Source organism: Dyadobacter sp. CY351 (assembly GCF_021502625.1).
Taxonomy (GTDB): Bacteria; Bacteroidota; Bacteroidia; order Cytophagales; family Spirosomataceae; genus Dyadobacter; species Dyadobacter chenhuakuii.
The window spans coordinates 118,845-142,731 of sequence record NZ_JAKFFU010000001.1 but is presented as its reverse complement, the minus strand read 5'-3'; the positions used below and the strand labels follow the sequence as shown (position 1 = coordinate 142,731).

General features: G+C 45.6%; 20 protein-coding genes. 8 read left to right on the top strand and 12 right to left on the bottom strand.

What is annotated here, in order from left to right; translation table 11 throughout:
* The first annotated feature begins 20 nt into the window (after positions 1-20).
* The 3 genes from L0660_RS00590 (at position 21) to L0660_RS00580 (ending at position 4,870) form a co-directional block, all read left to right on the top strand.
* Entirely contained in the window at positions 21-1,598 is a 1,578-nt protein-coding gene (locus tag L0660_RS00590) for a RagB/SusD family nutrient uptake outer membrane protein (protein ID WP_235156816.1), read from the top strand.
* Positions 1,599-1,807: 209 nt separating this feature from the next.
* The gene (locus L0660_RS00585; RefSeq protein ID WP_235156815.1) at positions 1,808-3,787 is read left to right on the top strand and encodes a sialate O-acetylesterase; all 1,980 of its coding nucleotides are present in this window, start codon (positions 1,808-1,810) and stop codon (positions 3,785-3,787) included.
* A 75-nt stretch (positions 3,788-3,862) separates the two neighbouring features.
* Complete coding sequence (locus L0660_RS00580) at positions 3,863-4,870, top strand: two-component regulator propeller domain-containing protein (protein ID WP_235156814.1); 1,008 nt, start codon at positions 3,863-3,865, stop codon at positions 4,868-4,870.
* 77 nt (positions 4,871-4,947) lie between these two features.
* On the opposite strand, the gene L0660_RS00575 is transcribed toward L0660_RS00580, so the two are convergent.
* The 9 genes from L0660_RS00575 to L0660_RS00535 form a co-directional block, all read right to left on the bottom strand.
* The gene (locus L0660_RS00575) at positions 4,948-5,727 is read right to left on the bottom strand and encodes a TIGR00266 family protein (RefSeq protein ID WP_233795085.1); all 780 of its coding nucleotides are present in this window, start codon (positions 5,725-5,727) and stop codon (positions 4,948-4,950) included.
* Positions 5,728-5,779: 52 nt separating this feature from the next.
* Positions 5,780-6,034 (bottom strand): hypothetical protein, encoded by a 255-nt coding sequence (locus L0660_RS00570; RefSeq protein ID WP_026631166.1) that lies wholly within the window; start codon positions 6,032-6,034, stop codon positions 5,780-5,782.
* Positions 6,035-6,136: 102 nt separating this feature from the next.
* Positions 6,137-7,687, bottom strand: a complete 1,551-nt coding sequence (gene gltX / locus L0660_RS00565; RefSeq protein ID WP_235156813.1) for a glutamate--tRNA ligase — start codon at positions 7,685-7,687, stop codon at positions 6,137-6,139.
* 36 nt (positions 7,688-7,723) lie between these two features.
* Positions 7,724-8,092, bottom strand: coding sequence for a Rid family detoxifying hydrolase (locus tag L0660_RS00560; protein ID WP_235156812.1), 369 nt, complete (start codon positions 8,090-8,092; stop codon positions 7,724-7,726).
* Between the two features lie 54 nt (positions 8,093-8,146).
* On the bottom strand, positions 8,147-8,665 hold the full coding sequence (locus tag L0660_RS00555; protein WP_026631163.1) for an acyl-CoA thioesterase: 519 nt from the start codon (positions 8,663-8,665) through the stop codon (positions 8,147-8,149).
* A 20-nt stretch (positions 8,666-8,685) separates the two neighbouring features.
* Positions 8,686-9,543 carry an outer membrane beta-barrel protein gene (locus L0660_RS00550; protein ID WP_235156811.1) on the bottom strand — a complete coding sequence of 286 codons (858 nt, stop codon included), beginning with the start codon at positions 9,541-9,543 and terminating at the stop codon, positions 8,686-8,688.
* Between the two features lie 158 nt (positions 9,544-9,701).
* Positions 9,702-10,397, bottom strand: coding sequence for a head GIN domain-containing protein (locus L0660_RS00545; protein WP_235156810.1), 696 nt, complete (start codon positions 10,395-10,397; stop codon positions 9,702-9,704).
* Between the two features lie 67 nt (positions 10,398-10,464).
* On the bottom strand, positions 10,465-13,020 hold the full coding sequence (locus L0660_RS00540) for a PspC domain-containing protein (RefSeq protein WP_235156809.1): 2,556 nt from the start codon (positions 13,018-13,020) through the stop codon (positions 10,465-10,467).
* 29 nt (positions 13,021-13,049) lie between these two features.
* Positions 13,050-13,424: a PadR family transcriptional regulator gene (locus tag L0660_RS00535; protein WP_026631159.1), complete on the bottom strand. Its 375-nt coding sequence runs from the start codon at positions 13,422-13,424 to the stop codon at positions 13,050-13,052.
* A gap of 235 nt (positions 13,425-13,659) precedes the next feature.
* On the opposite strand from L0660_RS00535, the gene L0660_RS00530 reads away from it, so the two are divergent.
* The 4 genes from L0660_RS00530 (at position 13,660) to murA (ending at position 18,815) form a co-directional block, all read left to right on the top strand.
* Complete coding sequence (locus L0660_RS00530) at positions 13,660-14,169, top strand: dihydrofolate reductase (RefSeq protein WP_235156808.1); 510 nt, start codon at positions 13,660-13,662, stop codon at positions 14,167-14,169.
* Positions 14,170-14,201: 32 nt separating this feature from the next.
* Complete coding sequence (locus tag L0660_RS00525) at positions 14,202-16,637, top strand: C25 family cysteine peptidase (protein ID WP_235156807.1); 2,436 nt, start codon at positions 14,202-14,204, stop codon at positions 16,635-16,637.
* Positions 16,638-16,755: 118 nt separating this feature from the next.
* Entirely contained in the window at positions 16,756-17,463 is a 708-nt protein-coding gene (locus L0660_RS00520) for a DUF4290 domain-containing protein (RefSeq protein ID WP_233795077.1), read from the top strand.
* A gap of 44 nt (positions 17,464-17,507) precedes the next feature.
* Positions 17,508-18,815 carry a UDP-N-acetylglucosamine 1-carboxyvinyltransferase gene (murA, locus tag L0660_RS00515; RefSeq protein WP_235156806.1) on the top strand — a complete coding sequence of 436 codons (1,308 nt, stop codon included), beginning with the start codon at positions 17,508-17,510 and terminating at the stop codon, positions 18,813-18,815.
* 151 nt (positions 18,816-18,966) lie between these two features.
* Here murA and L0660_RS00510 read toward each other — a convergent pair whose 3' ends face one another.
* Positions 18,967-19,821 (bottom strand): DUF1080 domain-containing protein, encoded by an 855-nt coding sequence (locus L0660_RS00510; protein WP_235156805.1) that lies wholly within the window; start codon positions 19,819-19,821, stop codon positions 18,967-18,969.
* Between the two features lie 131 nt (positions 19,822-19,952).
* Here L0660_RS00510 and L0660_RS00505 point away from each other — a divergent pair, with 131 nt between their 5' ends.
* Positions 19,953-21,275 carry a deoxyribodipyrimidine photo-lyase gene (locus L0660_RS00505; RefSeq protein ID WP_235156804.1) on the top strand — a complete coding sequence of 441 codons (1,323 nt, stop codon included), beginning with the start codon at positions 19,953-19,955 and terminating at the stop codon, positions 21,273-21,275.
* On the opposite strand, the gene L0660_RS00500 is transcribed toward L0660_RS00505, so the two are convergent.
* Together L0660_RS00500 and porV are read right to left on the bottom strand one after the other, a co-directional pair.
* A complete protein-coding gene (locus tag L0660_RS00500) occupies positions 21,276-22,556 on the bottom strand; it encodes a pitrilysin family protein (protein ID WP_235156803.1) in 1,281 nt (426 codons plus the stop codon).
* Between the two features lie 79 nt (positions 22,557-22,635).
* Positions 22,636-23,796 (bottom strand): type IX secretion system outer membrane channel protein PorV, encoded by a 1,161-nt coding sequence (gene porV / locus L0660_RS00495; RefSeq protein ID WP_235156802.1) that lies wholly within the window; start codon positions 23,794-23,796, stop codon positions 22,636-22,638.
* Between the last annotated feature and the right edge of the window lie 91 nt (positions 23,797-23,887).

Sequence of the window (23,887 nt, the reverse complement as noted above, 5' to 3'; positions counted from 1 at the left end):
TTTAAAAACAGATATTCATTATGAAGTTATATAATTTGAAAAACCTAGGGACAGCACTTCTTTTCGGCGCTATTTTGCTGGGACCGACGAGCTGTTCAGACTTCCTTGACGAACAGGATCCGTCCAACCTAACACCGGAAAGTTTTTACACAATCCCTGATCACGCGGAAGCTGCCGTTGCAGCAACCTATGCTGGTCTTAGATTTTATGGAGACGGAGCTGGTATTTTCTCTGCAAACTGGCAATTGCTGGAAGCAGTAACAGGAACTGCAACCACTGAAACGGGACAAAATTCCGATTTGAACAACCTGTACTCGTTGACTTACGATGGTAACACAGCGCATATCAACAACTGGTGGAACGGATTATACCGCCTTATTGCTAATGCAAACCTTGCTATCGAGAAAATCCCGACCATTCCTTTTTTAGCTCCTGCGACACCTGCACAGCAAACAAAACTGCTTGGTGAAGCACGTTTTCTTAGAGCATGGGCTTACTTCAATGCAGTTCGTCTTTGGGGAGATGTTCCTTTGGTGACAAAACCACAAACGGCAACATCAGAAGATTTCTTTGCGAAGAGAGCTCCGCAGGAAGAAGTTTATAAACTGATCGTAGAAGACCTGATTGCAGCAGAATCTGCCGGACTTCCTGTTTTCGAAACAAGCGGCCGTGCTACACAAATGTCGGTGAAAGCATTGCTTTCAAAGGTTTATCTGACAATGGCTGGTTTCCCGTTGGGCAAAGGTGCTTCGCACTACAAACTTGCGGCTGACAAAGCTTTTGAAGTAATTACTTATTCAAAAGCAAACCCAAATGTTGTAAACCTGTTTCCTACTTACAAGGAAATTCATACCGAATCGCAGAAAAACAGATTGGAGCATTTGTTCCAGATCCAGTATAATGCATTGGTTGCATCATTCCCATTGAATGACTATCTGCCTAACTTCAAGGCTGTAACTTTTGCAGGTCCTGGTGGAACAGGAAGCACTATTCCAACGCTTTCATTCTATAACTCATACGAAAAAGGCGACTTGCGTACAGTTGATCAGGAAGGCTGGTTCTATACAACGTATTATACCAATGGCGACGGAGCGAAATTTGATCTTGGTGCACCTTATGTATTCAAGCATTTCAATCAAACTGCGCTTGGTGCTCCTGGTGTTACTGCCACCAAGAACAACAACCTGAATGTGAACCTGATCCGCTACGCAGAAGTGTTGCTGATTTATGCAGAAGCACAAAATGAAGTAGGCGGTCCAACTGCCGAAGCTTATGCGGCTTACAAAAGAATCCGTGACCGTGCTAAGTTGACAACCCCTGCAATCGGAACATTCACACAGGCCACCTTCCGCGAAGCGGTTTGGAGAGAGCGCTGGTATGAATTCGCTTACGAAGGCATTACCTGGTTTGACATGGTTCGTCTGCGCAAAGTGTTTAACGAGAAAACAAAAGGATTTGACAATTTCGTTGGTCACCTTAACCTGAATGTTGGAGCTGGTGTTGCTTTACAGGAAAAACACCTGCTGTTCCCATTGGGAATCCAGGAAATGAAAAACAACCCTGGCCTGACACCTCAAAACCCAGGTTACGGTCAATAGTTAGCGTAATGTTTGAAGAGCCGGTCCGGATTTGGACCGGCTCTTTTTTTATGCCAAAACCATAAGTGCCTCAACGTAATTTAAGCTAAATTGAAGCCGAAACAGATGTGAAAAGCAGGCTAATGATGAGAACGATACGAACATACTGTGCACCTTTCTGCAAAAGATATACAGCGGTGTTGTTTTTTCAGTGCATTGGATTCTTCCTGATGCTTTCCATATCTGCCAACGGACAGATCATCTTAACAGCTCCTGCCAATAACCAGATCGTCCAGCGCAACCTTTCGGGTTTTGCCTCGATAGCGATTACGGCGTATGCTTACCGGCCTTATACAAGCATTGAAGGTCGTTTGGTCCCGATCAAAGGAAATGTACATCGGGAGAAAGTCTGGGATTTTGATGAAGAGCAAGTTCGGCAGGGATTTCTGACGGCTTCGGTTCAGGCTGAAACGGGCTGGTATCAGCTGAAAATTTCGGCTGTGACCGAAAATGGGGATATTGATTCTATTTCCGTAGATCGTGTTGGTGTAGGTGAGGTTTTCCTTGTGGCAGGAAATTCCAATGCAATGGGTTTACCCGGACTTGGTGCTAAAAGTGCTTCCGACCAGGTTGTTTCCTTCAATGCAGTCAATAAGCAGTTGAATGCAGAAAACATCACCGTTGCGCCAAACGAGCCTATGCGAAAGCCGACTTTTGAGATTTTAAAAAAAGACAATTTCATTTTCCCTTCCGGAGAAACGGCCTGGTACTGGGGAGAATTGGGTGATTCTATTTCAAAAAGATTCAAAACACCGGTGCTCTTTTTGAATGCTGCATGGGCCGCGGCAAATTCCGACAGTTACCGTGATGCGGCAACCGGGAAAGATGCGTTTAATCCTTATGTTGGAAAAAACTGGCCAAACAGACAGCCTTACTCGAACATTGTCAACACCATCCGCCATCTGAACTCATGGCTCGGAATGCGTGCAGTGCTTTGGTCACACGGAGAGAATGATGCGCAACTGAAATTCACCGAACAGAATTACTTTAACAACATCCAGACGTTAATTACAAATGCCCGCGCCGATGCGGGTTACAATGTGCCCTGGGTTATTGCCAGAAATTCGGCGAGCAACATTATTAAGGATCCGTATTTACCCGTTATCAATGCACAGAAAAGACTTTCCACGCTAAAAAACTTCAACACATTTCCTGGCCCAAACCTCGACACCATTCAAATTCCCAGGCCCGTTTCCGAGCATTTCGAGAATGTGCCGGGCGGCATTCAGGGCCTGACATTAGCAGCATCTGCCTGGAACAGGGCATTAACCGATTCGCTGTTCAAAAAGATCGTCCCTATACAACCTACAAATTCCATTCATACGGGCGTTGTGCCTTCTACGGCGTTACCGGGTGCGTCTTTTTATTTGGGCTATAACATTCATGGGGATCATACAAGCCCACTTTCCTTACGCGCAGAATTGTTTGATGAAGGTGGGAAATTTGTAGATACAGTTGGCATAGGGAGCGTAAATCCAATGCTGGTTAAGCTTCCCGCCAATCTGGCTAATGGAAATTACAGCATCCGCCTGGCAGGAACCACGCCGAATCTCGCTGGCAGCACTTCAACATTATTCTATGTAAACAATGCTTACAGGTACGTACAGGTCGTCAACACGATCAGTGCTGTAAAAATGAATCAGGTCATCAACCTCAAATGGTTAGTGGCCGCAAATCCTGGTATGCAAAGGATGGTTCTGGAAAAAACAACGAACGGCGACATCTACACCGATTTACAGCAATACAATGTGCCTGACAATGGAACAGGATCGGGTGTATACGCTTTTACCGACACCAACACGGATTCAAAGATCATTTTTTACAGGGTAAGAATGGAATATACGGATGGCAGAACCTCCTATTCGCCCGTCGTGACCATTCTGGAACCCGGCGCATTGCCACGACTTGTTGCATTTCCGAATCCGGTTACCAGGCAGGCATTTTACCTGGAAACAGACGACATTGACCCCATCCCGCAACTTTCGCTGTATGATGTTGGCGGACGCGCGCATCCTTTGTTTGTCTCGGATCGGGAGATTATTGGTTTGCTCGCCGTTCGCACACTATATCCATTGCCCGCGGGCATTTACATATTGCACATTAAAAGCGGGACAGGAACCCACGTTCAGAGAATGGTTTTTGTTGATTAAGAGAATGAATATCAGTAGCTTCCAACGGTTCTTATAGCAATGGTGTCAATCAGTCATAACCTAACTCCGAGCATTATGAAAAACGCTGTACTGATCTTTGCTATCCTTTTGCTTTTCGGCTCCTGCAAAAACGATTCATCGGAAGTGATTCCCGAAGGCCGGGTGCTTTCAGATATTACATTAAAAGACTATTTCATCACCAGCATTGCTTTTGACAAAAAAGGCAACGCATGGCTTGGAACGCTCAGTCAGGGCTTGATCAAGTTTGATGGCAAAGCAGCCAAAGTCTTTGACTCTTCCAATTCTGCGATGAGTAATGCGGCCATAATGGACATTGAAGTAGATAAAGCCGGTCACATCTGGATTGGCAGCAATGACTTGATGGAATACGACGGAGCAAAATTTATCAGATATGAATCGAAGCAGTTTGGCCTTCCTGCTAATCACGTCCGGTCTGTTGCTATTGATGCGAATGACAACATCTGGTTTTCTTGCAGCAGTTTTCAGTCAGGGGGATTGGTTAAATACGACGGATCTACATTTATAACCTTCACTCCGGCTAATTCCAAATTGCCAGGAAATTTGATACAAGGCATCACTATTGACCAGTCGAACCAGGTCTGGGTAGCGTTTAATGATGGCTTCGACGAAGGTTCGCTCGCCAAAATAGGCCTGGATGATATCATTTCTGTTGTCGGATCAAAGGAGTTAGGATTCAAACCCTATAATTTCGGAAACATTGTGATCAACAAAAACAATGAATTGGTCGCGTCCATTGATTATGGTTTGTCAAGTTTAATGGTCACCGGCAGGCCGCAGATCTTCAAGTTCAATGGCAGCAAGTCTCAAATTGTAAGCTTGCCTGATGAACAATCGGTAATCTACAATACCCAATCCATTTACTCGGATAAAAACGGAAACCTTTGGGCATCCTTTTCCAACGCGGACAAGGAATATGGCATTTTCAATGGTAAGGAATGGATGTTTAAAAAGTTAGGTTCCAGCGGCATTTTCACATTTGCTGAAAGTCCTGCCGGAGAAATGTGGCTGGGAACGGGCGACGGTCTTTATATTTTGAAATAAAGGATATTAAGGAGAACACCGAGCAACAAAAAAAGCAAGCACTTTCGTACTTGCCTTTGATATCAATATCAGAAAGATTAATCTTCAAACAATCGCCCTAACCCACCAATCACCGACCCGCTTTCCTTATTAGCATTTGGGCCGCCAACGGACAAGCGCTGGATCAGTTTAGAAATAGGCATCGACTGGATCCAGCAACGGCCCGTGCCCCGTAATGTGGCCAGGAACATACCTTCGCCACCGAAAACCATGGACTTCAAGCCGCCGGAACGTTGAATATCGAAGCTTAGTGATTGCTCGAATGCGACCACGCAGCCTGTATCTACGCGCAAAGTTTCGTTATTTAAATTCCGCTCTATCACCACGCCGCCTGCGTGCACGAACGCCATTCCGTCTCCTTTGATTTTTTGTAAAATAAACCCTTCACCACCAAATAAGCCTGAGCCGAAACGCTGGTTAAAATGGATTTTCATGCTTGTGCCCATGGCAGCGCACAGGAAACCGTCTTTCTGAACGATGAGCTCGTTGCCGTAGATTTTGGAAAGATCAATGGGCATCACGGTCCCCGGGTAAGGGGCTGCAAATGCTACTTTTTTCTTGCCATATCCCCGGTTTGTAAAGTGCGTCATGAAAAGCGATTCGCCCGTGATCAGGCGCGTTCCGGCCTGGAAGATCTTGCCCATAATGCTCTGGTTCGCTTCCGATCCATCGCCCATTTTGGTCTGGAATTCAATGCCATCTTCCATGAAAAGCATGGCACCGGCTTCCGCGATCACGGTTTCGTTAGGGTCCAGCTCAATTTCTACGACCTGGATATCGTCGCCAATAATTTTGTAATCGATTTCGTGAGAGATCATTTGTGCGTAAAAGGTTTAATTTGATAGTAAGCTGAACTGCAATGACCACTTGCTACTCTTCTTCTTCCTCCTCTTCCTCGCTTGTTTTCTTCTTTTTGCGGGTTTTCCGGCCGGGAATATCTTCCCGGTCGCGGAGCTTTTTGTCGTCCACATTTTTATTCAAAAATTCGTTGATACGGTCCATATCGAAGCTGGTCGTAATCTCGCCAAATGAATTGATCTGAATGTCGAATCCGTCCAGGTCCTTATGTACACGGGGTTTTTCGGCAGCTGGTTTGGTCGTATCGGTTGGTTTTTTCTTAGCCATGTGTCTGAAAATTCGCCGCAAAGCGGTCATTTCGAATGATTACTAAATTAAGGAGCCCTTTTACGGAACCCAAGTCAATTTGATCCAACGGTCATATCACAATTATGCCAGGCGAATTTGGGCTGGTAAGCGGGTTAAGGCATTATCCAGACGTTTTACGACTTCGTCTTTTCCCAAAATTTCCATGGTCACCATCAGGTCAGGTCCGTGGCCTTCACCCGTGAGCGCCAGGCGGAGCGCCTGCATAATTTTACCCATTTTTATACCAAGGGATTCCATCGTTGCCGACAGGCTTTCTTTAATGTTATGCGCCGTAAATTCACCGTCAAAAGCGATCAGAGCATCTTTAAATCCTGAAATTGCATTCACTGCCTGCTCATCCCATTTTTTCAAAACCAATTCCTGATCGTAAGTTTCAGGCGTATGGAATAAAAAGCTGGATTCGCTCACAATCTCCTTCACGAAATGCACGCGGTCTTTCAGCAAGAAGACGATTTGCGCAATTTGATGATCGTCAACATGGATCTGCTGAGCAGCAAAAAGCGGTTTTGCCTGCTCGATAAGCGTTGCATCATCCAGGTTTTTAAGATATTGCTGGTTGAACCAGTTTGCTTTTTGAATGTCAAATCTTGCCCCGGCCTTATGCACGCGCTCAAAACTGAATGCGGCAATTAGCTCCTCCATGTTGAAAAGCTCCTGCTCGGTTCCTGCATTCCAGCCTAGTAAGGCAAGGAAATTGGCCGTTGCGTCAGCGAAGTAACCTTCTTCACGGAAACCTTTGGCCTTGTCACCTGTGTTCGGATCGGTCCATTCGAGGGGGAAGATCGGGAAACCGCCCAGATCCGCATCACGCTTGGATAACTTGCCATTTCCGTCTGGTTTCAGCAAAAGCGGAAGGTGCGCAAACTGCGGCATGGTGCTTTCCCAACCTAAATATCTGTAAAGCAAAACGTGCAACGGCGCCGATGGGAGCCATTCTTCACCGCGGATCACGTGCGTAATGCCCATCAAATGGTCGTCCACAATGTTGGCCAAATGATAGGTCGGCATACCGTCGGATTTCAAAAGCACTTTATCGTCGATCTGTGACGAATGCACCACGACCCATCCGCGGATCAGGTCATTGAAACGAATATCTTCCTTCGGGCTGATCTTCATCCGGATCACATACGCTTCACCGTTTTCCAGTCTGGATTTCGTTTCTTCCGCCGATAATGTCAGCGAATTGGTCATTTCCATCCTCGTGATCGCATTGTATTGTGCCGCGGCAACTTTGGCAACTTCGAGGCGTTTGCGCATCGCGTCCAGTTCGTCGGCTGTGTCAAAAGCATAGTAAGCCTTTCCCTCAGCAACAAGCCTTTCGGCATATTCGCGATACATTTCTTTTCTTTCCGACTGGCGGTAAGGCGCGTGCGGACCGCCTTGCTGCGGGCCTTCGTCGATGGTGACGCCTAGCCATTCCAATGCTTCCAAAATATATTCTTCCGCGCCGGGAACGTAGCGGTTCTGGTCTGTATCTTCAATGCGAAGCAACATTTGGCCACCCTGCTGGCGTGCAAACAGATAGTTGTACAAGGCAGTGCGGACGCCGCCTGCGTGCAGCGGGCCGGTCGGGCTGGGGGCAAATCTTACCCGGACAGGTTTATTATTCATTATCTTAATCTAAAATTTACTGGATGATTCTGCCTCCTATTCGACGGCAATAACGGATATTTCAACATTCACGTCTTTTGGCAGACGCGCAACCTGCACGGTTTCACGGGCAGGCGGTTCTTTGGTAAAAAAGCTGCCATAAACCTCATTTACGGCCGCAAAGTCGTTCATATCTTTCAGGAAAATAGTTGATTTCACCACATTCTGGAAACCTAACTTGGCTGCGCCGAGAATGTGGCCAATGTTCTGCATCACGATTCCTGCCTCGGCCTTAATATCACCCGACTGGGCAAGCTCGGCGGCAATTTGTCCTGAGACGTAAAGGGTTCCGTTTATTTTGACGGCCTGGCTGTAAGGTCCGATCGGAGCAGGCGCTTTCTCTGAAAATATGATCTCTTTTGGCATAAGTTGAATGGATTTATGCCGTAAAAATACCAAAAATATGGGAGTAAGCCCGACTTATGTTACCTGAAAAAGCGCTTTCAATTCGGTGGCATCCGCAGGATTCATGCGACCGGCCAGGACGAGGCGCAACTGGCGTCGGCGAAGTGCGCTCAAATACAAATCATGTTCTTCGGGCGTTTCAGGTTCGAGCGGCGGCACTTCGATAGGGCGGCCGTTTTGGTCCACAGCAACGAATGTGTAAAAAGCGCGGTTTGTGCTCACACGGTGCCCGGCAGGAATATCCTCGGCCCAAACTTCCAGAAAAACTTCCATAGAAGAGTTAAATGCGCGGGTTACTTTGGCCTGCATGGTCACAATGTTACCCAGCTTAATCGGCTCAGTAAAAGACACATTATCCACCGAAGCGGTTACTACAATGCGGTTGGAATGCTTCTGCGCGGCAATGGCGGCGCAAATGTCCATCCAATGCAAAAGCCGGCCTCCCATCAGATTATTCAATGTATTCGTATCATTGGGAAGCACCATTTCGGTCATGGTAACCTCCGACTGATGAGGGTGTTTAGGCTTTAACATATGTAACAATGGATGATTTATTAAAATTTGGGACAACGGGTTTTCCTGCGCTCCTTGGCCTGCATTCTGTTGCCAATGGAATAAGTGCCGCGCACCTGTAAGAATAAATAACTGTCTTTGTTTTTGGCACTTCCGCGGTTCCAGCCCGGTTGACGCGGATCTAGGCCGATTTCCGGCGAGCGGTCGGATAATCTTCTGGCTAAGTCGCTGGGTAACTGATCGGGATTGGGATAAACTGTGCTGACGTCGTCGAGATAATCGGAATTAACGAAGTTGTTGCAAAGCTCCAAGCCGAGGCTCAACCGCTCCGTCGTTTTGATAGAAACACCGATTCCGGCTGTGAAAACCAATGGTAAGCGCTTGTATTTTACGCCCTCGGTAGTGAGCGGCGCGAGATTCACCCACTCGCCGTCAATTTTGGCTTTTGGATTTAGTAATGTAAAACCTAAGCCGCCGAAAAGATAAGGATTAACCCGCGGCTGGCTGTTAAAGGAGAACAGCTCCGCCTGTATGCCCAGGTTAATGTCTGGGTTGAATGTCTTGAACGATAAATTATTCTGAGCGTTTTTGGAATATTTCTGATCGGCTGAAACCTTATAAAACCTCAGTTCTCCGCGCGCGCTGACGTGCTCGGTCAGCCTGTAAAGCCCTCCAACTGAAATGGACGGCCCCAATCCCAAATGCTTCATGTTTACACCGTCCGACAAATCTCCCATGTAATATGCAACGCCTGCACCCGCCGTTACGCTCATAACACCAAATGGATTGATGTATTTGCCGGAGCGGTTCTGCGCGGCGGCTTCCTGTGCGGTCAGGAATGAAAAGACCAGGATTAACGCATTTAAAACAGCATATTTCAGGTAAAGCTCACTTCTCATTTTACTCAGGTAAAAGTTTTTGATCGTTGATTGCAGAGAAGGTAAAGTCCGTAAATATATTACTCTTAACCAAATTTGTTGCTTTTTTCACTGATCTTGCAAAAACAAAAGGCCGGACAAAGCCGGTCTTTTGTTCAAATGATATCGAAGTATTTATACTAATCTCTTTTTACCGAACTCGCGCCGGAAGAGCTGGAATGAATGTCTTTCGCCGATCCGGAATAACGGATGCTGCTCGCGCCACTCGCATCTGCATGCACCGCGTTGCTGGCCATAACGGCCGCGCTACTGGCTCCGGATGCATCAATATTCACCGTTCTGGCAGCAAAATCACGGCCTTTGAACGACGAAGCGCCCGAAACTTCTCCGCTTAAAACATCACCTTTTCCAACCAGGACAAGGGAAGAAGCACCGGATAAATCGAACGTTAACTTCGGCGCCGACATCTCCATATTGACTTGTGACGCACCGGAAACCTCTACATCCATATTTCCTACACCCGTAAAAGGAGCCACATGAGCCTTACAAGCACCTGAAAAATCGACCGCTTCCAAAGCAGGCATTGTAATGCTTACATTGACCGTTTTCCTGTTTTTATTCCAATTATTGCCTTTGTAACCCAAATGAAGCACATCCCCTTTCACCGTTGCTTCCAGATCTTGCAGATCCTCGGAGCGGCCAGTGGTGGAAATACTGTATTTGCTTCCTTGTTTTAGCTCAATCCGGAATGCACTGCCCATAGAAACCTTATCAAAACCGGATAAGTTGAAATTTCGTGTTTCCTGTGCGCTGGCGGTCACTGTTAAAAAGAGCATAAATAATGCTGCAACTGAAAATAAAGGGATCTTTTTCATGGTATAAACTAATTAGATGACTTTTCGAAAAGATGTGCAGTCAAGATCAAAAGTTGCATCGGGTCAACTATTCCTGAACATTAATCTTGCTGGCGCCACTCGTGTGACGTCTGATACTTGGGATTCTTCCCAACTCCACTTTGGAAGCGCCGGAAGCGTCCACATCGGCAGTCTGAATGTTCAGTCCCACGGCATCCAGCTTGCAGGCGCCGGATGCATCCAGATTTACCGTCCGCGCAGATCCTTTTAATGTTGCTTTGGAAGCGCCTGAAATACTCACTTCCAATTGATCCGCCTCAACATTAATTTCCGATTTCGAAGCGCCGGATATGTCCACTGCCAATTTGCCCAGACCTGTAAAGCCGCTTACCAAAGTTTTGTTAGCGCCTGAAAGAGACAGATTTTCGATCTTCGGCATCGTGATCACCAGGCCGATCCTTTTCCATTTATCAGAATCAAAAAGACTGAATTCCTTGTTTCTGGTGACACGTAATGTGCCGTTTTCCACATACACTTTAAGGTCATCCACGTCTGCCGGTTCTTCGCTGTCTGCTGTCACATTGTACTCATTTCCCTGACGGATAATGATCGAATAAGCGCCGCCTATGTCTATTTTATTAAAATCCCCTACTGGAAACTGCTTGCTGTAATTGCCACGCTCGCCGAGTTCAAGATCGCTGTTGTCCTCATAATCAAATGAGTAGCCGGCATTCTCATTATTCTCTTCCGTATCGCTTTTCAGGAACTTAGCAGGCAAATTCACACAAATTAAACCTGAATCCTGACGCATTTCCCATTTCAATGTGTTGAAATCAACTTCATCGTTATCAAGGTCATAGCGGTCTGTCGTTTTCTGATCCCAGCGATTCATGGTAAAGTAGAAATCGCGCTGCATTACAAATGGTTTGTTAAATGGAATATGCAGCGCAAGATCGATCCGCTGATCCCGAAACGGGCCATGTCCTGCCAATATGGGGCCTTCTTTAAAAATAAACACAGAATCCTTCACATCTATATCATACGCCAACTCGCTTGCATTCTTCTCCGCGTCCTGGCGGCTGCGCCCCCTTGCATATAATGTTTTATCCAACCTGATACTGTCCGAAGTTGCCGTGTATCCAACCAGACGGATACCAACATCCACATTTTCCTCATCATTAATATAGTTGTAATCAAGTGTGAGCGTTCCGGAGGGTGCTGGATAAGATACGGATTGAACCACTTCACCTCTTTTTGCAAAATTTCTTTGGTAAGAAATTCCACCAATCGTGGCCCCGATAATTCCAACAATCCAAAGGCCGAGCAATGTCAGCCAAACTGAGCCTCCGACAATTCTTTTGTTAGAAATAAGCGTCAGACCTAGTAAAAGGAACGTAACCAATGGAATGGCTGACACAAGAAATCCCGACAGAATCAGAACGCTTGGTAATTCTTGAAAAATCAGGAAGGGAAGCGGCAAATTGTCAAATGCTGCGGAACTTGTCACGCCCAAAGCTACACCGCCAGCAATGATTAGCCCTAATAGCCCCATCACGGCCGTTGCCACCAGGAATGCACCGATCAGAATCCGGATAATTGGCCCCAATCCTTTCAACATCCTTCCCAATGCACCGATTACCAATGCGATTGCACGAAAGGGAAAAAGGAAAATCTTTGTTACGATATGTTCCTCACCTGTTTTTTCGTCGAGGTTTAAGCCATGTTTAATGTTGGATTCAATGTTGGACAAAGTGATAGGCTCGCCCTGCATTTCCATTTTCTCGGTTAGTGTATTCGCAACCGGGGCAATGACCCAAAGAATGATATAAACCAGCACACCAGTTCCGAAAAGCAGGATCGACAATACCCAAAGAAACCGCACAACGCCCAGATCCACACCAAAATAAGATGCTACACCCGCTGCAACACCACCCACCACTTTGCGGTCCGGATCGCGGTAGAACTTTTTGATTTTTGTATCTTCTTCCAATGTTGTAGAACCTGGAAAAGCAACCCACATCGCAATGTAAACCAGCACCATAAAGCCAGAAAACGGCCCGAATTCATCTTCCATATTCAGATTCATCATTCCCGAACCTGCCGGTAAGCCAATGACAAAAAACAAAAATGCAAGCCTTACCCAAAGCGGATCAATCGTAAAGTAATGTGCAAGTCCGGCCGCAACACCGCCCAAAAGCTTACGTTTCAAATCGCGGTAAAGTTTTTTCGGGGCAGCGAATGGCGCTGGTTCTGTTTTAGGGGCGCTATATGACGATGATGAGGAAGATGAAGCGGATGAATACGTTTCTTCCCTTGGTGCATAACCTTTTGAAGCGGCAGATTCCAATGGATCGGCAAGGATGTCTTCCGCTTGTTCGATGGCTTCGAAATCAGCAACCGTTCCCATGGCAGCGATCAGCTCGTCTACGTCGGAAAGGGAGATAACCTGCTTAGCTTCTGCTTTTTGTTTGTTCAAAAACCGCTCTGCGATCCTTCCTTCAATGTCAGATAAAATCTCTTTGCTGTCTGCAAAAGACGAGAAGTATTTCTGGATGGAAGAAAGGTAGCCTTTCAGTTTTTCATACCCATCTTCCTCGATATGGAAGATGATGCCGCCTATATTTATGCTGATTGTCTTTTTCATGATTGTAATAATCGAATGTCTCTAAATGATCAGTTAGGTTCGGGAAGATTGGAAGAGGCCGTTTTGCTCAATTCCTCTGTGCGGTGAATAACAGTTTGCACAGACTCCGCCAGTTCAAACCAGGTGGCTTGCATTGCATCCAGGAATATTTTCCCCTCATCAGTCAAAACATAATATTTTCTTGGCGGGCCCGAAGAGGACTCCACCCATTTATAATCCAGCCAGCCAGAATTTTTTAACCTGGTAAGAAGCGGATAAAGCGTGCCTTCCACAACCATAATGCGTGCGGAAGTCAGCTCATCCAACATATCCGAAGCGTATACTTCGCCCCGGGATATGATGTGCAGGATGCAGAATTCCAAAATTCCCTTCCGCATCTGCACTTGGGCATTTTCAATATTCATGTGGTTTCATGTGTTAATTATATGTAACAGTTCATGGCTAACAGATAGGATTGGCCTTCTGATTTAACAAAGGTATACACAGGTACTTTGTGATGCAAGGTACCATGTTAAAAAGATTTAGCTGATGGGATGAATGGTCATTTTGAATGCTGACCGGCGCAAAATATATTTAATATTTCTGGCCTTATTATTCTAGAATATATTTTATAAATAATTGAATTCAAATCTAACTGCATTGGCAACACAAACTCAGCTTTATATCATCGCCGCCATGAGCGAAAACCGGGTCATCGGAAAGAACAACAGCTTACCCTGGCACCTGCCGGATGAGTGGAAACATTTTCGGAAAGTGACGGATGGGAAAGCTTTTATAACGGGCCGTAAAAGTTTTGAAGCCCCTGATGCACTGCATTCGACTTATAAAAACGTGATCCTGTCTTCCAGCCAGCCAGATACAAGTACGCCTGATAAGGTGTATGCAAAAGATATTTCTTCTGCACTGGCGTTACTTTCTGGCGAAGACGCCGTATTTGTATTGGGCGGGGCTTCGGTTTTTTTGGAAATGCTGCCGCTCGCGCAAAAACTATATCTAACCATTGTACACGCACAGGTTGAGGGCGACGCATTTTTTCCGGTTGTGAACCAAGATGATTGGGATCTGATCAGTTCTGAATTTCATGAAAAAGACGAGCAGCATGCTTATTCCTTTTCGATGAATATTTACGAAAGAAAAAACACCGGTTAAGGACGTACGCAGCCTGTTCATCTGTTTTCAGTATGAACAAATTTTTCGAACACACGATATTTCTTTTGTTCTGGATAGTGCAGCCGGCATCACTATTAGCTCAAAAACCGTTCGGCAACGAATGGATCGTTGCTTCTCAGACTTATCTGCGCATTCCGGTTGTCGAAAACGGTTTTTACAAAATTATCAGTGCAGAGCTTTTGCAAGCCGGCTTTCCTCTGGATAGCAGCCAGTCCGCCTCATTTCAAATGTTCCGGCGCGGAAAAGAAGTTCCTATTCAAATAAGCACCGACGAGCAGAATAATATTGAGATCATTTTTCGAGGACAAAGGAACGATGGCGCATTGGATAGTGCGCTTTACATTAAACCCAATTCTATTCCCCATCCACACTACAGCCTCTATTCCGACACCAGCGCATTTTTCTTAACACATAATGCTGTCGGCATTCCGGGTAAGCGAGTGAATTTTAATGTTCCAACGCAGGATTCGGTTGATTATCGCCTTGCAGAAGTGGAGAAACTCTTCGTATCCCATTATGCGCCCGGAAAGTTTTATCCGCCGGAAAGCGGTTTTAATGATGGCTCAGCGCTTTCTGGCTATGACTTGGGTGAAGGCTGGACAGGCCCTGAGATCAAAAACGATGTTGCCTATTCCTTTTCATTCAATATTAACAATGCCTGTCTGGACAAATTCTCAAAAGCTGAAATCGAGCTGGTTCTGGTTGGAAGATCGGCTGGCAACCATGCTTGTGCACTTTGGTCGTCTGATCAGTCAGGTTTGAAGAGAAAAATCAGCACATTCAATTTTACAGATTTTGAATCGATAACATGTAAAGCATTTCTGGATTCAGCGGACGTTACGAGTAAAAGTGAATTTATGCTCACGTTGGTCCCAGCCGAAAATGAGGGCTCTTTTTCTTTGTCTTATGCTAAGCTGCACTATCCGCAAAGGATCTTAAATGAGGATTTCGCACCAATCAAACCAACGAACATTCTCAAACCGCGGCTGGTCAAATTTACAGACATTGACCCACAAAGATTTAACTATTTAATCATTACACATCCGGCGGTTCGGATCTCCGCTGCCCATGCTGATCCTGTTGAGGCTTACGCTGCTTATCGCGCTTCTAAGCAGGGCGGCGGTTTCAAACCGCTGATTTTGCATAGCGAGGACATTTATGATCAGTTTAATTACGGTGAGCCAGGGCCGGCGGGGATCAGGAATTTGATTTCCTGGATCGCAGAAGCCGGAAATTTGAAATTCGTGTTCTTAATCGGCCGATCTGTTGACCCGCAAACCGTGAGAAAATCCATTGATGCGCGGACATTGGACATGGTTCCTAATGCTGGCTGGCCGGGATCGGACATTGCGCTGGTGATGGGAACGGACTCTGCATCCGGCTTGAACCCGATTGTGCCTATTGGACGGCTGAATGCATTGAACTCACAACATGTCTATGATTATTTGCTGAAAGTTAAGGCCGTAGAATCGGAACCGCCAACCGCAAAGTGGCGAAAAAATATTCTTCATCTGAGCGGAGGACGAACCACTGGTGAGATCGCCGTTTTCTTGAATTATGTAAAATCTTTTGAGCGAAAGTTAGCACATTCAACATTAGCAGCCCATTTTGAAACAGTATCAAAGCAGACCACCGATCCGGTTGAAAAGATTCCGGCGCACATTCCCGTTAACAAGGGTGTCGGACTGATTACATTGTTCGGGCATTCGAGCCTGGACGTGACCGACATTGATATCGGGTTAGCCAGTGATTCCGAAGCCAACATTGACAATCATCCACGTTATCCGGCGATCATTGTCAATGGCTGTGCGGCGGGAAGCATTTTCTACTCTACCAAAACGCTGAGCAGCGACTGGATCCTTACGCCGAACAAAGGCGCTGTGCTGTTTTTGGCACACACATTCAATGGCTTATCAACTGATTTAAAACAATATACAGATAGCTTTTACGAAGTTCTGGGCGATTCTAATTTTACTCATCAGGCATTTGGTATCATACAAAATGAAGCCATCCGCAGGAATTTAATTAAACAAAAAAACATAACGGCCCTCATCACTGCCCAGCAAATGGTTCTTCACGGCGATCCTGCGATCCGTATTTTTCCAAAAGATTCAACATTAGTTACTGACACAACAACAGCTACCTTACCGGACTTTACAGCCATACATGTTTCACCAAACCCTTCCTATGAATGGTTCAGGTTTTCTGTCGAATTCGGACCACTGCCATCTCCCGAAAAAGTGAGTTTGCTCGTTTATGATTTGTGGGGAAGAAAAGTGGACGAAATGTTGTTTTCAGCACATTATGGAGAAAACGAATGGTTTTGGCATCCCAAAAACCTGCCGTCCGGCGTTTATATATACAAACTGAAATTGGATCTTGGAAACAGAACAATTTCACCGGCAGCCCAAAACGCCCTGCAAGGAAAATTGATTTGGCTCCATTAACCGCAGTCATCCTTTTCTTTCCGTAAAAACTTCTTATTTTTGTTGATTATAAAAATGACTTATCCACTTGAAAGAATACGGTAGTAACGTACAAAAACTTGCTGATCACATCGTTAAGATGGAAGATCGGACAAAACGCAACCTTTATGCGCACATTCTGGTTGAGCTCATGCGTCAGATCCATCCGAACATGAGGGATAACCAGGATTACACCAATAAACTGTGGGATGACCTGTACATTATTTCCGGATTTGAATTGGACGTTGACAGTCCATTTCCCCCGCCTTCACCCGAAGCATTAGGTAAAAAACCTTTGACAGTTGGCTATAACCAGCAAAATCTGATGTATCGCCATTACGGCCGAAACATTGACCTGCTGCTTGAAAAAGCCATAAATACGGAGAGTAAAGAAGATAAACTGGCTTTTGTCTCGTATATTTTCCGCCTCATGCGCTCCTTTTTCAACACCTGGAATAAGGACAATCCGGAAGATCACGTTTTATTGGGCCAGCTGGAACAACTTAGCAAAGGCCAGCTAAAAGAAGAAATCGACTATATCCGTGCTAACGGGCCTATTGAGGCAGCACCGAAAGATCGCAATAATAGCAGCCAGGAGCGCAACCGCGGAAACAGCCATCAAGGCCAGGGCAACGGCGCCGGAGGCTTCAAAGCCCAGTCGGGCCACAATGCGGAACGGCAGGGAGGGAACAACAACCAGGGCAACTCCAACCGAAACAGGCCCAATAACAAGTTCTCGGGCCGGAACAACAGCGGTAACAACAACAATAATAACAACCGGAATAACCGTAAAAAACCTGGAATCTAACATCCAGGTTTCATTTTATCCAGTCAATTGCCCCACATTCAAATATGGCTTCATTTAAAATAACCGGAGATAGACGGCTTAAAGGATCTATTGTTCCCCAAGGCGCAAAAAACGAGGCATTGCAGATTATTTGCGCAGTGCTTTTGACCAAAGAACCGGTAACAATTCATAACATTCCTAACATTCGGGATGTAAATCAGCTTATCAATCTCCTTGCAGACCTGGGTGTCCGTCAAACAAGACTGAGTGAGTCGTCGATTCGCTTTGAAGCAGCTGATATCAATCTAGATCACCTGGAATCGGAATCTTATAAGCAAAAAGCAGCCGCCTTACGCGGATCGGTTATGTTGCTTGGCCCTATGCTGGCACGTTTCCGCAAAGGCAGAATTCCGCGCCCGGGCGGCGATAAAATAGGCCGTCGCAGGTTAGATACGCACTTTTTAGGTTTTGAAAAATTAGGTGCGCAGTTCAGTTACGACGAAGAAGATGGTGGTTTTTATAAAGTTGATGCTACTAACCTGAAAGGCGCTTACATGCTGCTGGACGAAGCGTCTGTTACCGGAACAGCCAATGTTCTGATGGCAGCCGTGATGGCCGAAGGCACGACTACAATTTATAATGCAGCCTGCGAGCCTTATTTACAGCAATTATGTAAAATGCTGAACAGAATGGGCGCCAAAATTTCAGGAATTGCTTCCAATCTGCTTGTTGTAGAAGGCGTTAGCCAGCTCAGCGGAACAGAACATACAATGCTTCCTGATATGATTGAAATTGGCAGCTTTATTGGGTTAGCTGCTATGACACAATCTGAAATAACGATCAAAGATTGCCAGATCGCGCAATTGGGCATCATTCCCGATGTTTTTCAAAGACTCGGGATCAAAATGGAATTCCAGGGAGACGATATTTTCATTCCCGCACAGGAACATTACCGCATTGAAAACTTTCTGGATGGCTCAACCATGTCCGTTGCCGATGCACCATGGCCAGGTTTTACACCGGATTTGCTGAGCATTATCCTGGTAACAGCCACACAGGCACAAGGAACCGTGCTCATCCATCAGAAGATGTTTGAAAGCCGTCTGTTTTTCGTAGATAAATTAATTGAAATGGGCGCGCAAATCATCCTCTGCGACCCGCACCGTGCAACAGTAATCGGACACAACCGCGAAACACAACTCCGCGGCATCCGCATGACCTCGCCCGACATCCGCGCCGGAGTAGCGCTGCTCATCGCAGCACTATCCGCAAAAGGCATCAGCATTATCGATAACATCGAGCAAATCGACCGTGGTTATCAGAATATTGATGGTAGGTTGAATGCTATTGGCGCTGAGATCATTAGGTTGTAAGGCTCTTGTCCTGTCAGCCTGAGCGGAGACGAAGGCGCGCTACTCCTTGGTAACGCGCCTTCGACTCCGCTCAGGCTGACAGAGCTATTAACGGCTCAGGCTGAAAGGCTCCTTTGCCAGGCGGCCGACCGCTGGGCCCTGCTACAACACCCTACTTCTTCCCGTAACTACACTTACTATTATCTGCCTTCACATAGTAAGACTTATAATTAACCGCCTTTGGGTCCATACAGCCTTTCAAATCCAGGATTTCAACCTTCCGGAATTCCACAGGATGACTTTCGCTTTGTAGTGAGATGGAACCGTGATCCAGTAATTTTCCGGCAATCATCAGCGACGGATCATGGCCGCTTACATTGCCTCCGCCAATCTGCGGTTTGTTGTATTCCAAAACCATTTCTCCATTCGCAAAATGCTGGATCAGCGAATCGCCCAGTACGAGCACTTCTGCTTTTACCCATTGATCGCCATTGTAGGTTTGTGATTTGGAATTCACGCAATGTTGTGTAATTAGTTTTCCATTCATAACTACATTGGTTCCTGGCGTGCAAAGGTTGCAGGTTGTGCGGGTTTTGTCATTTCCACCCAACAGCTGCACTTCAATGGAGGCCGGGAAATCCTGGTCTTTTCCCATCGTTGCAGCCGGCTGGCCGTGCACCATGATTCCACTGTTGCGCCATGCCCAGCCTTCGCCTTTGGGCGCCTGCTCGCCTACGAAGCGATATTCCACGGAAATACGATAGTATGAAAAGTCTCCTTTATAGAAAATGTGACCATATTTTTGCTTGAAGTCATCATACTTGTCATAACGCACAACCATTTTGCCATCTTCCACCCGGAATGTGTTCAGGTAGTTGTCGTTCAGTTCATATCCACGTATTTTAATGTCCCAGCCGTCGAGGTTCTTGCCGTTGAAAAGCTGCTTCCACTCCTGTTTATCGGCATTTTTCTGACCGAAAACGATGAAGCTTATCATGCTGAAAAGTAATGTAAGTTGTAATTTCATGGATCAAGGATTAATGAGACCACAAAGTAAACAGACGATTGTTACAAATCCGGGGCATCCAAAAAATTCTTTCCTCCGTATTTATAATAAGCCTTTACCCGTTTGGCATACTATTCTTGCAATTGTAAATCATGAGCTTAAAAACAAAAGAAAAGATCACAATATTTTGGTTTCGCCGGGATTTAAGGCTGCATGATAATGCAGGTTTATACTATGCATTGCGTGGAGAATATCCTGTAGTCCCCTTATTTATATTTGACAAAACAATCCTGGATGATCTTGAAAATAAGCAAGATAAGCGCCTAATGTTCATTCATCAGACGGTTCTAGAATTGCAAAAACAATTGCGTGATCTTGGCTCTGACATTCTGGTATTTTATGGTCATCCAACCGATGTCTGGAAAGAACTAAGTGAAAAATATGACATTGCTGAGGCCGTTACCAACACAGATTATGAGCCTTACGCCACCGAGCGAGACACAGCAGTCAACAAAATTCTTCAAGCAAAAAATGCGCAGCTGAAAGCGTACAAGGATCAGGTTATTTTTGAAAAAAAAGAGATCCTAACCGGCCAAAACACGCCATACACCGTTTTCACGCCTTATAGCCGCATGTGGAGGCAGAAATGCAATGACTTTTATTTGTCTTCTTACCCTAACAAAAAGTATTTCAAAAATTTTTTACAATGGAAAGGCCACGCAATTCCAAAGCTGGAAGAAATGGGCTTTCAGCCCACGGACACAGATTTCCCATCTAGCCAAATCCCAGCCGAATTGCTCGAAAACTATGAAAAAGGAAGGGATTTCCCTGCCATGGAGGCCACAAGCCGAATCGGCATACATTTAAGATTTGGGACAGTGAGCATTCGCCAGCTGGCGCGATTTGCCAAAGACCATAGTAGCCTTTATCTCAACGAACTGATCTGGCGGGAATTCTATCAGCAAATTCTCTATAATTTCCCGCACGTAGGAAAAGGCAAAGCGTTCCGGGCTGCATATGATGACATTAACTGGGGTTACGATAAAGAGGCTTTCCAGAAATGGTGTGATGGTAAGACGGGTTATCCTCTGGTGGATGCGGGTATGCGGCAGATGAATGCCATTGGCTTCATGCATAACCGCGTCAGAATGGTTACAGCAAGCTTTCTTGCCAAACATTTACTGTTGAACTGGCGCTTGGGGGAAGCTTATTTCGCAGAAAAACTGCTGGATTACGATCTGGCAGCAAACAATGGCGGATGGCAATGGGCGGTTGGCTCAGGCACAGATGCGGCCCCTTACTTCCGGATTTTCAACCCGGAAGCACAGGCAAAAAAGTTTGATCCGGATGGAGAATATATTAAAAAATGGGTCCCGGAATTCGGCACTGATGCATATCCGGAACCCATGGTAGACCACAAAATGGCGCGGGAAAGATGTCTCAAGGCCTATAAAAAGGCATTGGACAAGTCTTAATCACCTTCCGCCGGCAATTACAGTAAGCATATCCTCAGGTTTCAGATACTGCGTTGCCATAGCAAGCACATCTTCGCTTGTGGTTGCGTGGATCTGGTCAATGTAATGTTTGAAAAAATCAGTTGGCAATCCGTCGAGAAGCAGGATTTTTTGACGGTCAGCTACTTCAAACGCGGTGTTCAAAGATCCGGCGAATTCTCCTGCCATAAAATTCTTTACAGTTTGCAACTCCTCCTCGCCTACCGGCTCGGTTTGCAGTTTATATATCTCTTTCTTGATTTCGTCAATGGTTTGTTGGGTAAATTCCTTTTTCACATCCGTCCCGATCATATAGTAACCTTCTTTGCGCAATGTTACCAGATGCGAAGAAATGCCGTACGTCAAACCTTTTTCTTCCCTTATGTTTTTCATTAACCTGGACCCGAAATAACCACCTAGTATTTCATTGGCTACCAGCATTTTAAAATAATCAGCATGATGACGGTTGAACAGCTTCCTTCCCATCCGGATGGATGACTGCACGCTCTCAGGCTTCTCTACAAGCACTTCTGTATCGATATAATGAGATTGTAAAAAAAAATTTAATGGCGCAACCGATGCCTCAGTCTGGCTTTTCCCGAGCTGCTCGTTGACCACTTTTATATCCTCCTCGCCAACCTGACCAGCTAGAACGACCGTAAATTTTCCGTTTTTGATGAAGTGATGATAATGCTCTTTGACCGTTTCGATTGAAAGTGCAGAAATCGTTTCTTCTTCCTGGCTCTGGCCATAAGGATGATTGCTGCCAAACAGCTTTGCACGGAATGCAGTCGTTGCCAGGTAAGCATTTTTTTCCTTATTAACCCGCAGATTTTGAATATTGATATTTCGAAGGTCTTCAAACTCTTTTTCTGGGAAAACGGCTTCATGGATCAGCTCGCTTACCAGGGGCAAAACCTCCGGTAAAAACCGCGAAAGTGCATAAACGACGATTCCTATACGGTCGGCAGTATGCGTCATTTCCGTAAATGCGCCGATCCGGTCAAAAGCCTCGCTGATTTCAGCAGATGCTTTCGAACGCGTTCCCTCCGAAAGCATTTTGATCGCAAAGAATGATGCACCGATTTCACTTTCATACCAATTCCCCGCTTCAAAAATCACTTCAAGCCTGATCACCGGCTGATCTCCGATATTGATTACATGCAGAGAAGTCCCGTTATCAAGTGTATAAGTTTGCGGATCTGGTAGGTTTACAGCATTTATAACTCTGAATTCGGGGGCGATAGTACGGTCAATGGTCATGTGAAATGGTTGAGTAATAAAAAACGAATGACGTTACAATTACGCCATTCGTTCTGAAAAAACTAAATTCTGAATTCTGTTAGTTCTCTGTATCGCTTACGTCCAGTTTCTCCGACTTGTTAAGGCCAAGTGAAAGTGTGATTCTAAGTGTCTGAGCCAACGGGCTTCCTTGTGTAACTGGGAAAAGATAAGCAAAATCAACTGAATATCTGTCCATAAAATGAGCTCCTGCGCCTGCTGTGAAATATTTCAGGTCGCCTTTGTTCTTATGTTCTGAGTTATAACCGGCGCGAAGTGCGAAGATGTTATTATACCAATATTCAGCACCAACTGCCAATCCGATCTCCTGCAATTCTTCTTTAAACCCATCAGGAGCATCCGAGAATGATCCGAACACGCCATTAAGCAGCGGACGGGAATTGATGTTGGTTCCGTCCGGAGTTGGCACCATTAGTTTTCTTGCGTCAGCAACGAAATTAAAACGGTTGCGTCCGTCTGCTGAGAAAGAAATTCCACCACCCAGTTTAAGATTAGTAGGGATAAAGTTCTCTGTATCAGTCCCTGCACCATAATTCACTTTACCACCCAGGTTGGAAAGCACCGCCCCAAGCGACCATGTGAAGTCACCGCCTGTATCTTCGTTTCTCATTTGCTTGCGGTAATACGCGCTGATATCACCCGCTGCTACACGAGCAGGATTCAGTGAAATTTGGTCAATAACCGCTTTTCCTGCAAGGTTTGAAGAAATGTATTTCAGTGTTAAGCCCAGCGAGAAATTTTTACCTAGCTGGCGTGCGTAAGTTCCGCTGATTGCAAGTTCTCTCGAAGTAAAATATCCGTTTTGAGCACCAGTAGAAGTTCTCAAATCCAGCTCGCCATTGTTGAAATAGTTAACCGAAAGTGCAACAGCCTGCTTGTCACCCAATTTCTTATATCCTGTGAGGTAACCCAGCCACATATCGTCTACAAGGTTCCTGAGCCAAGGTGTATATGATGCAGAAACACCTATGTCTTTCGTATTGTAAGGAAGCTTGGCGGCATTCCAGTAAGTAGCATTGGCATCGGGACTAAGTGCGACCCCGGCTTCCCCCATCGCAGCGCTTCTCGCGTCCGGGGCAAATGTTAAGAATGAAAGCGGGGAATGAGGAATCCTTTGTGTGCTTGATGGTGTGGTTTGGGCCAAAATTGCACCCGTTGATAGAATAAATAGAGAAGATAAACTAACAAAAAATAGTCTCATAGAAATTGGATTTGCGATAGGAAGTGCTTTGAATCGGCTTCTTTAAAGGGTCAAAAATACAATGAAAGATAGTTATTACTAAAAAAATGAT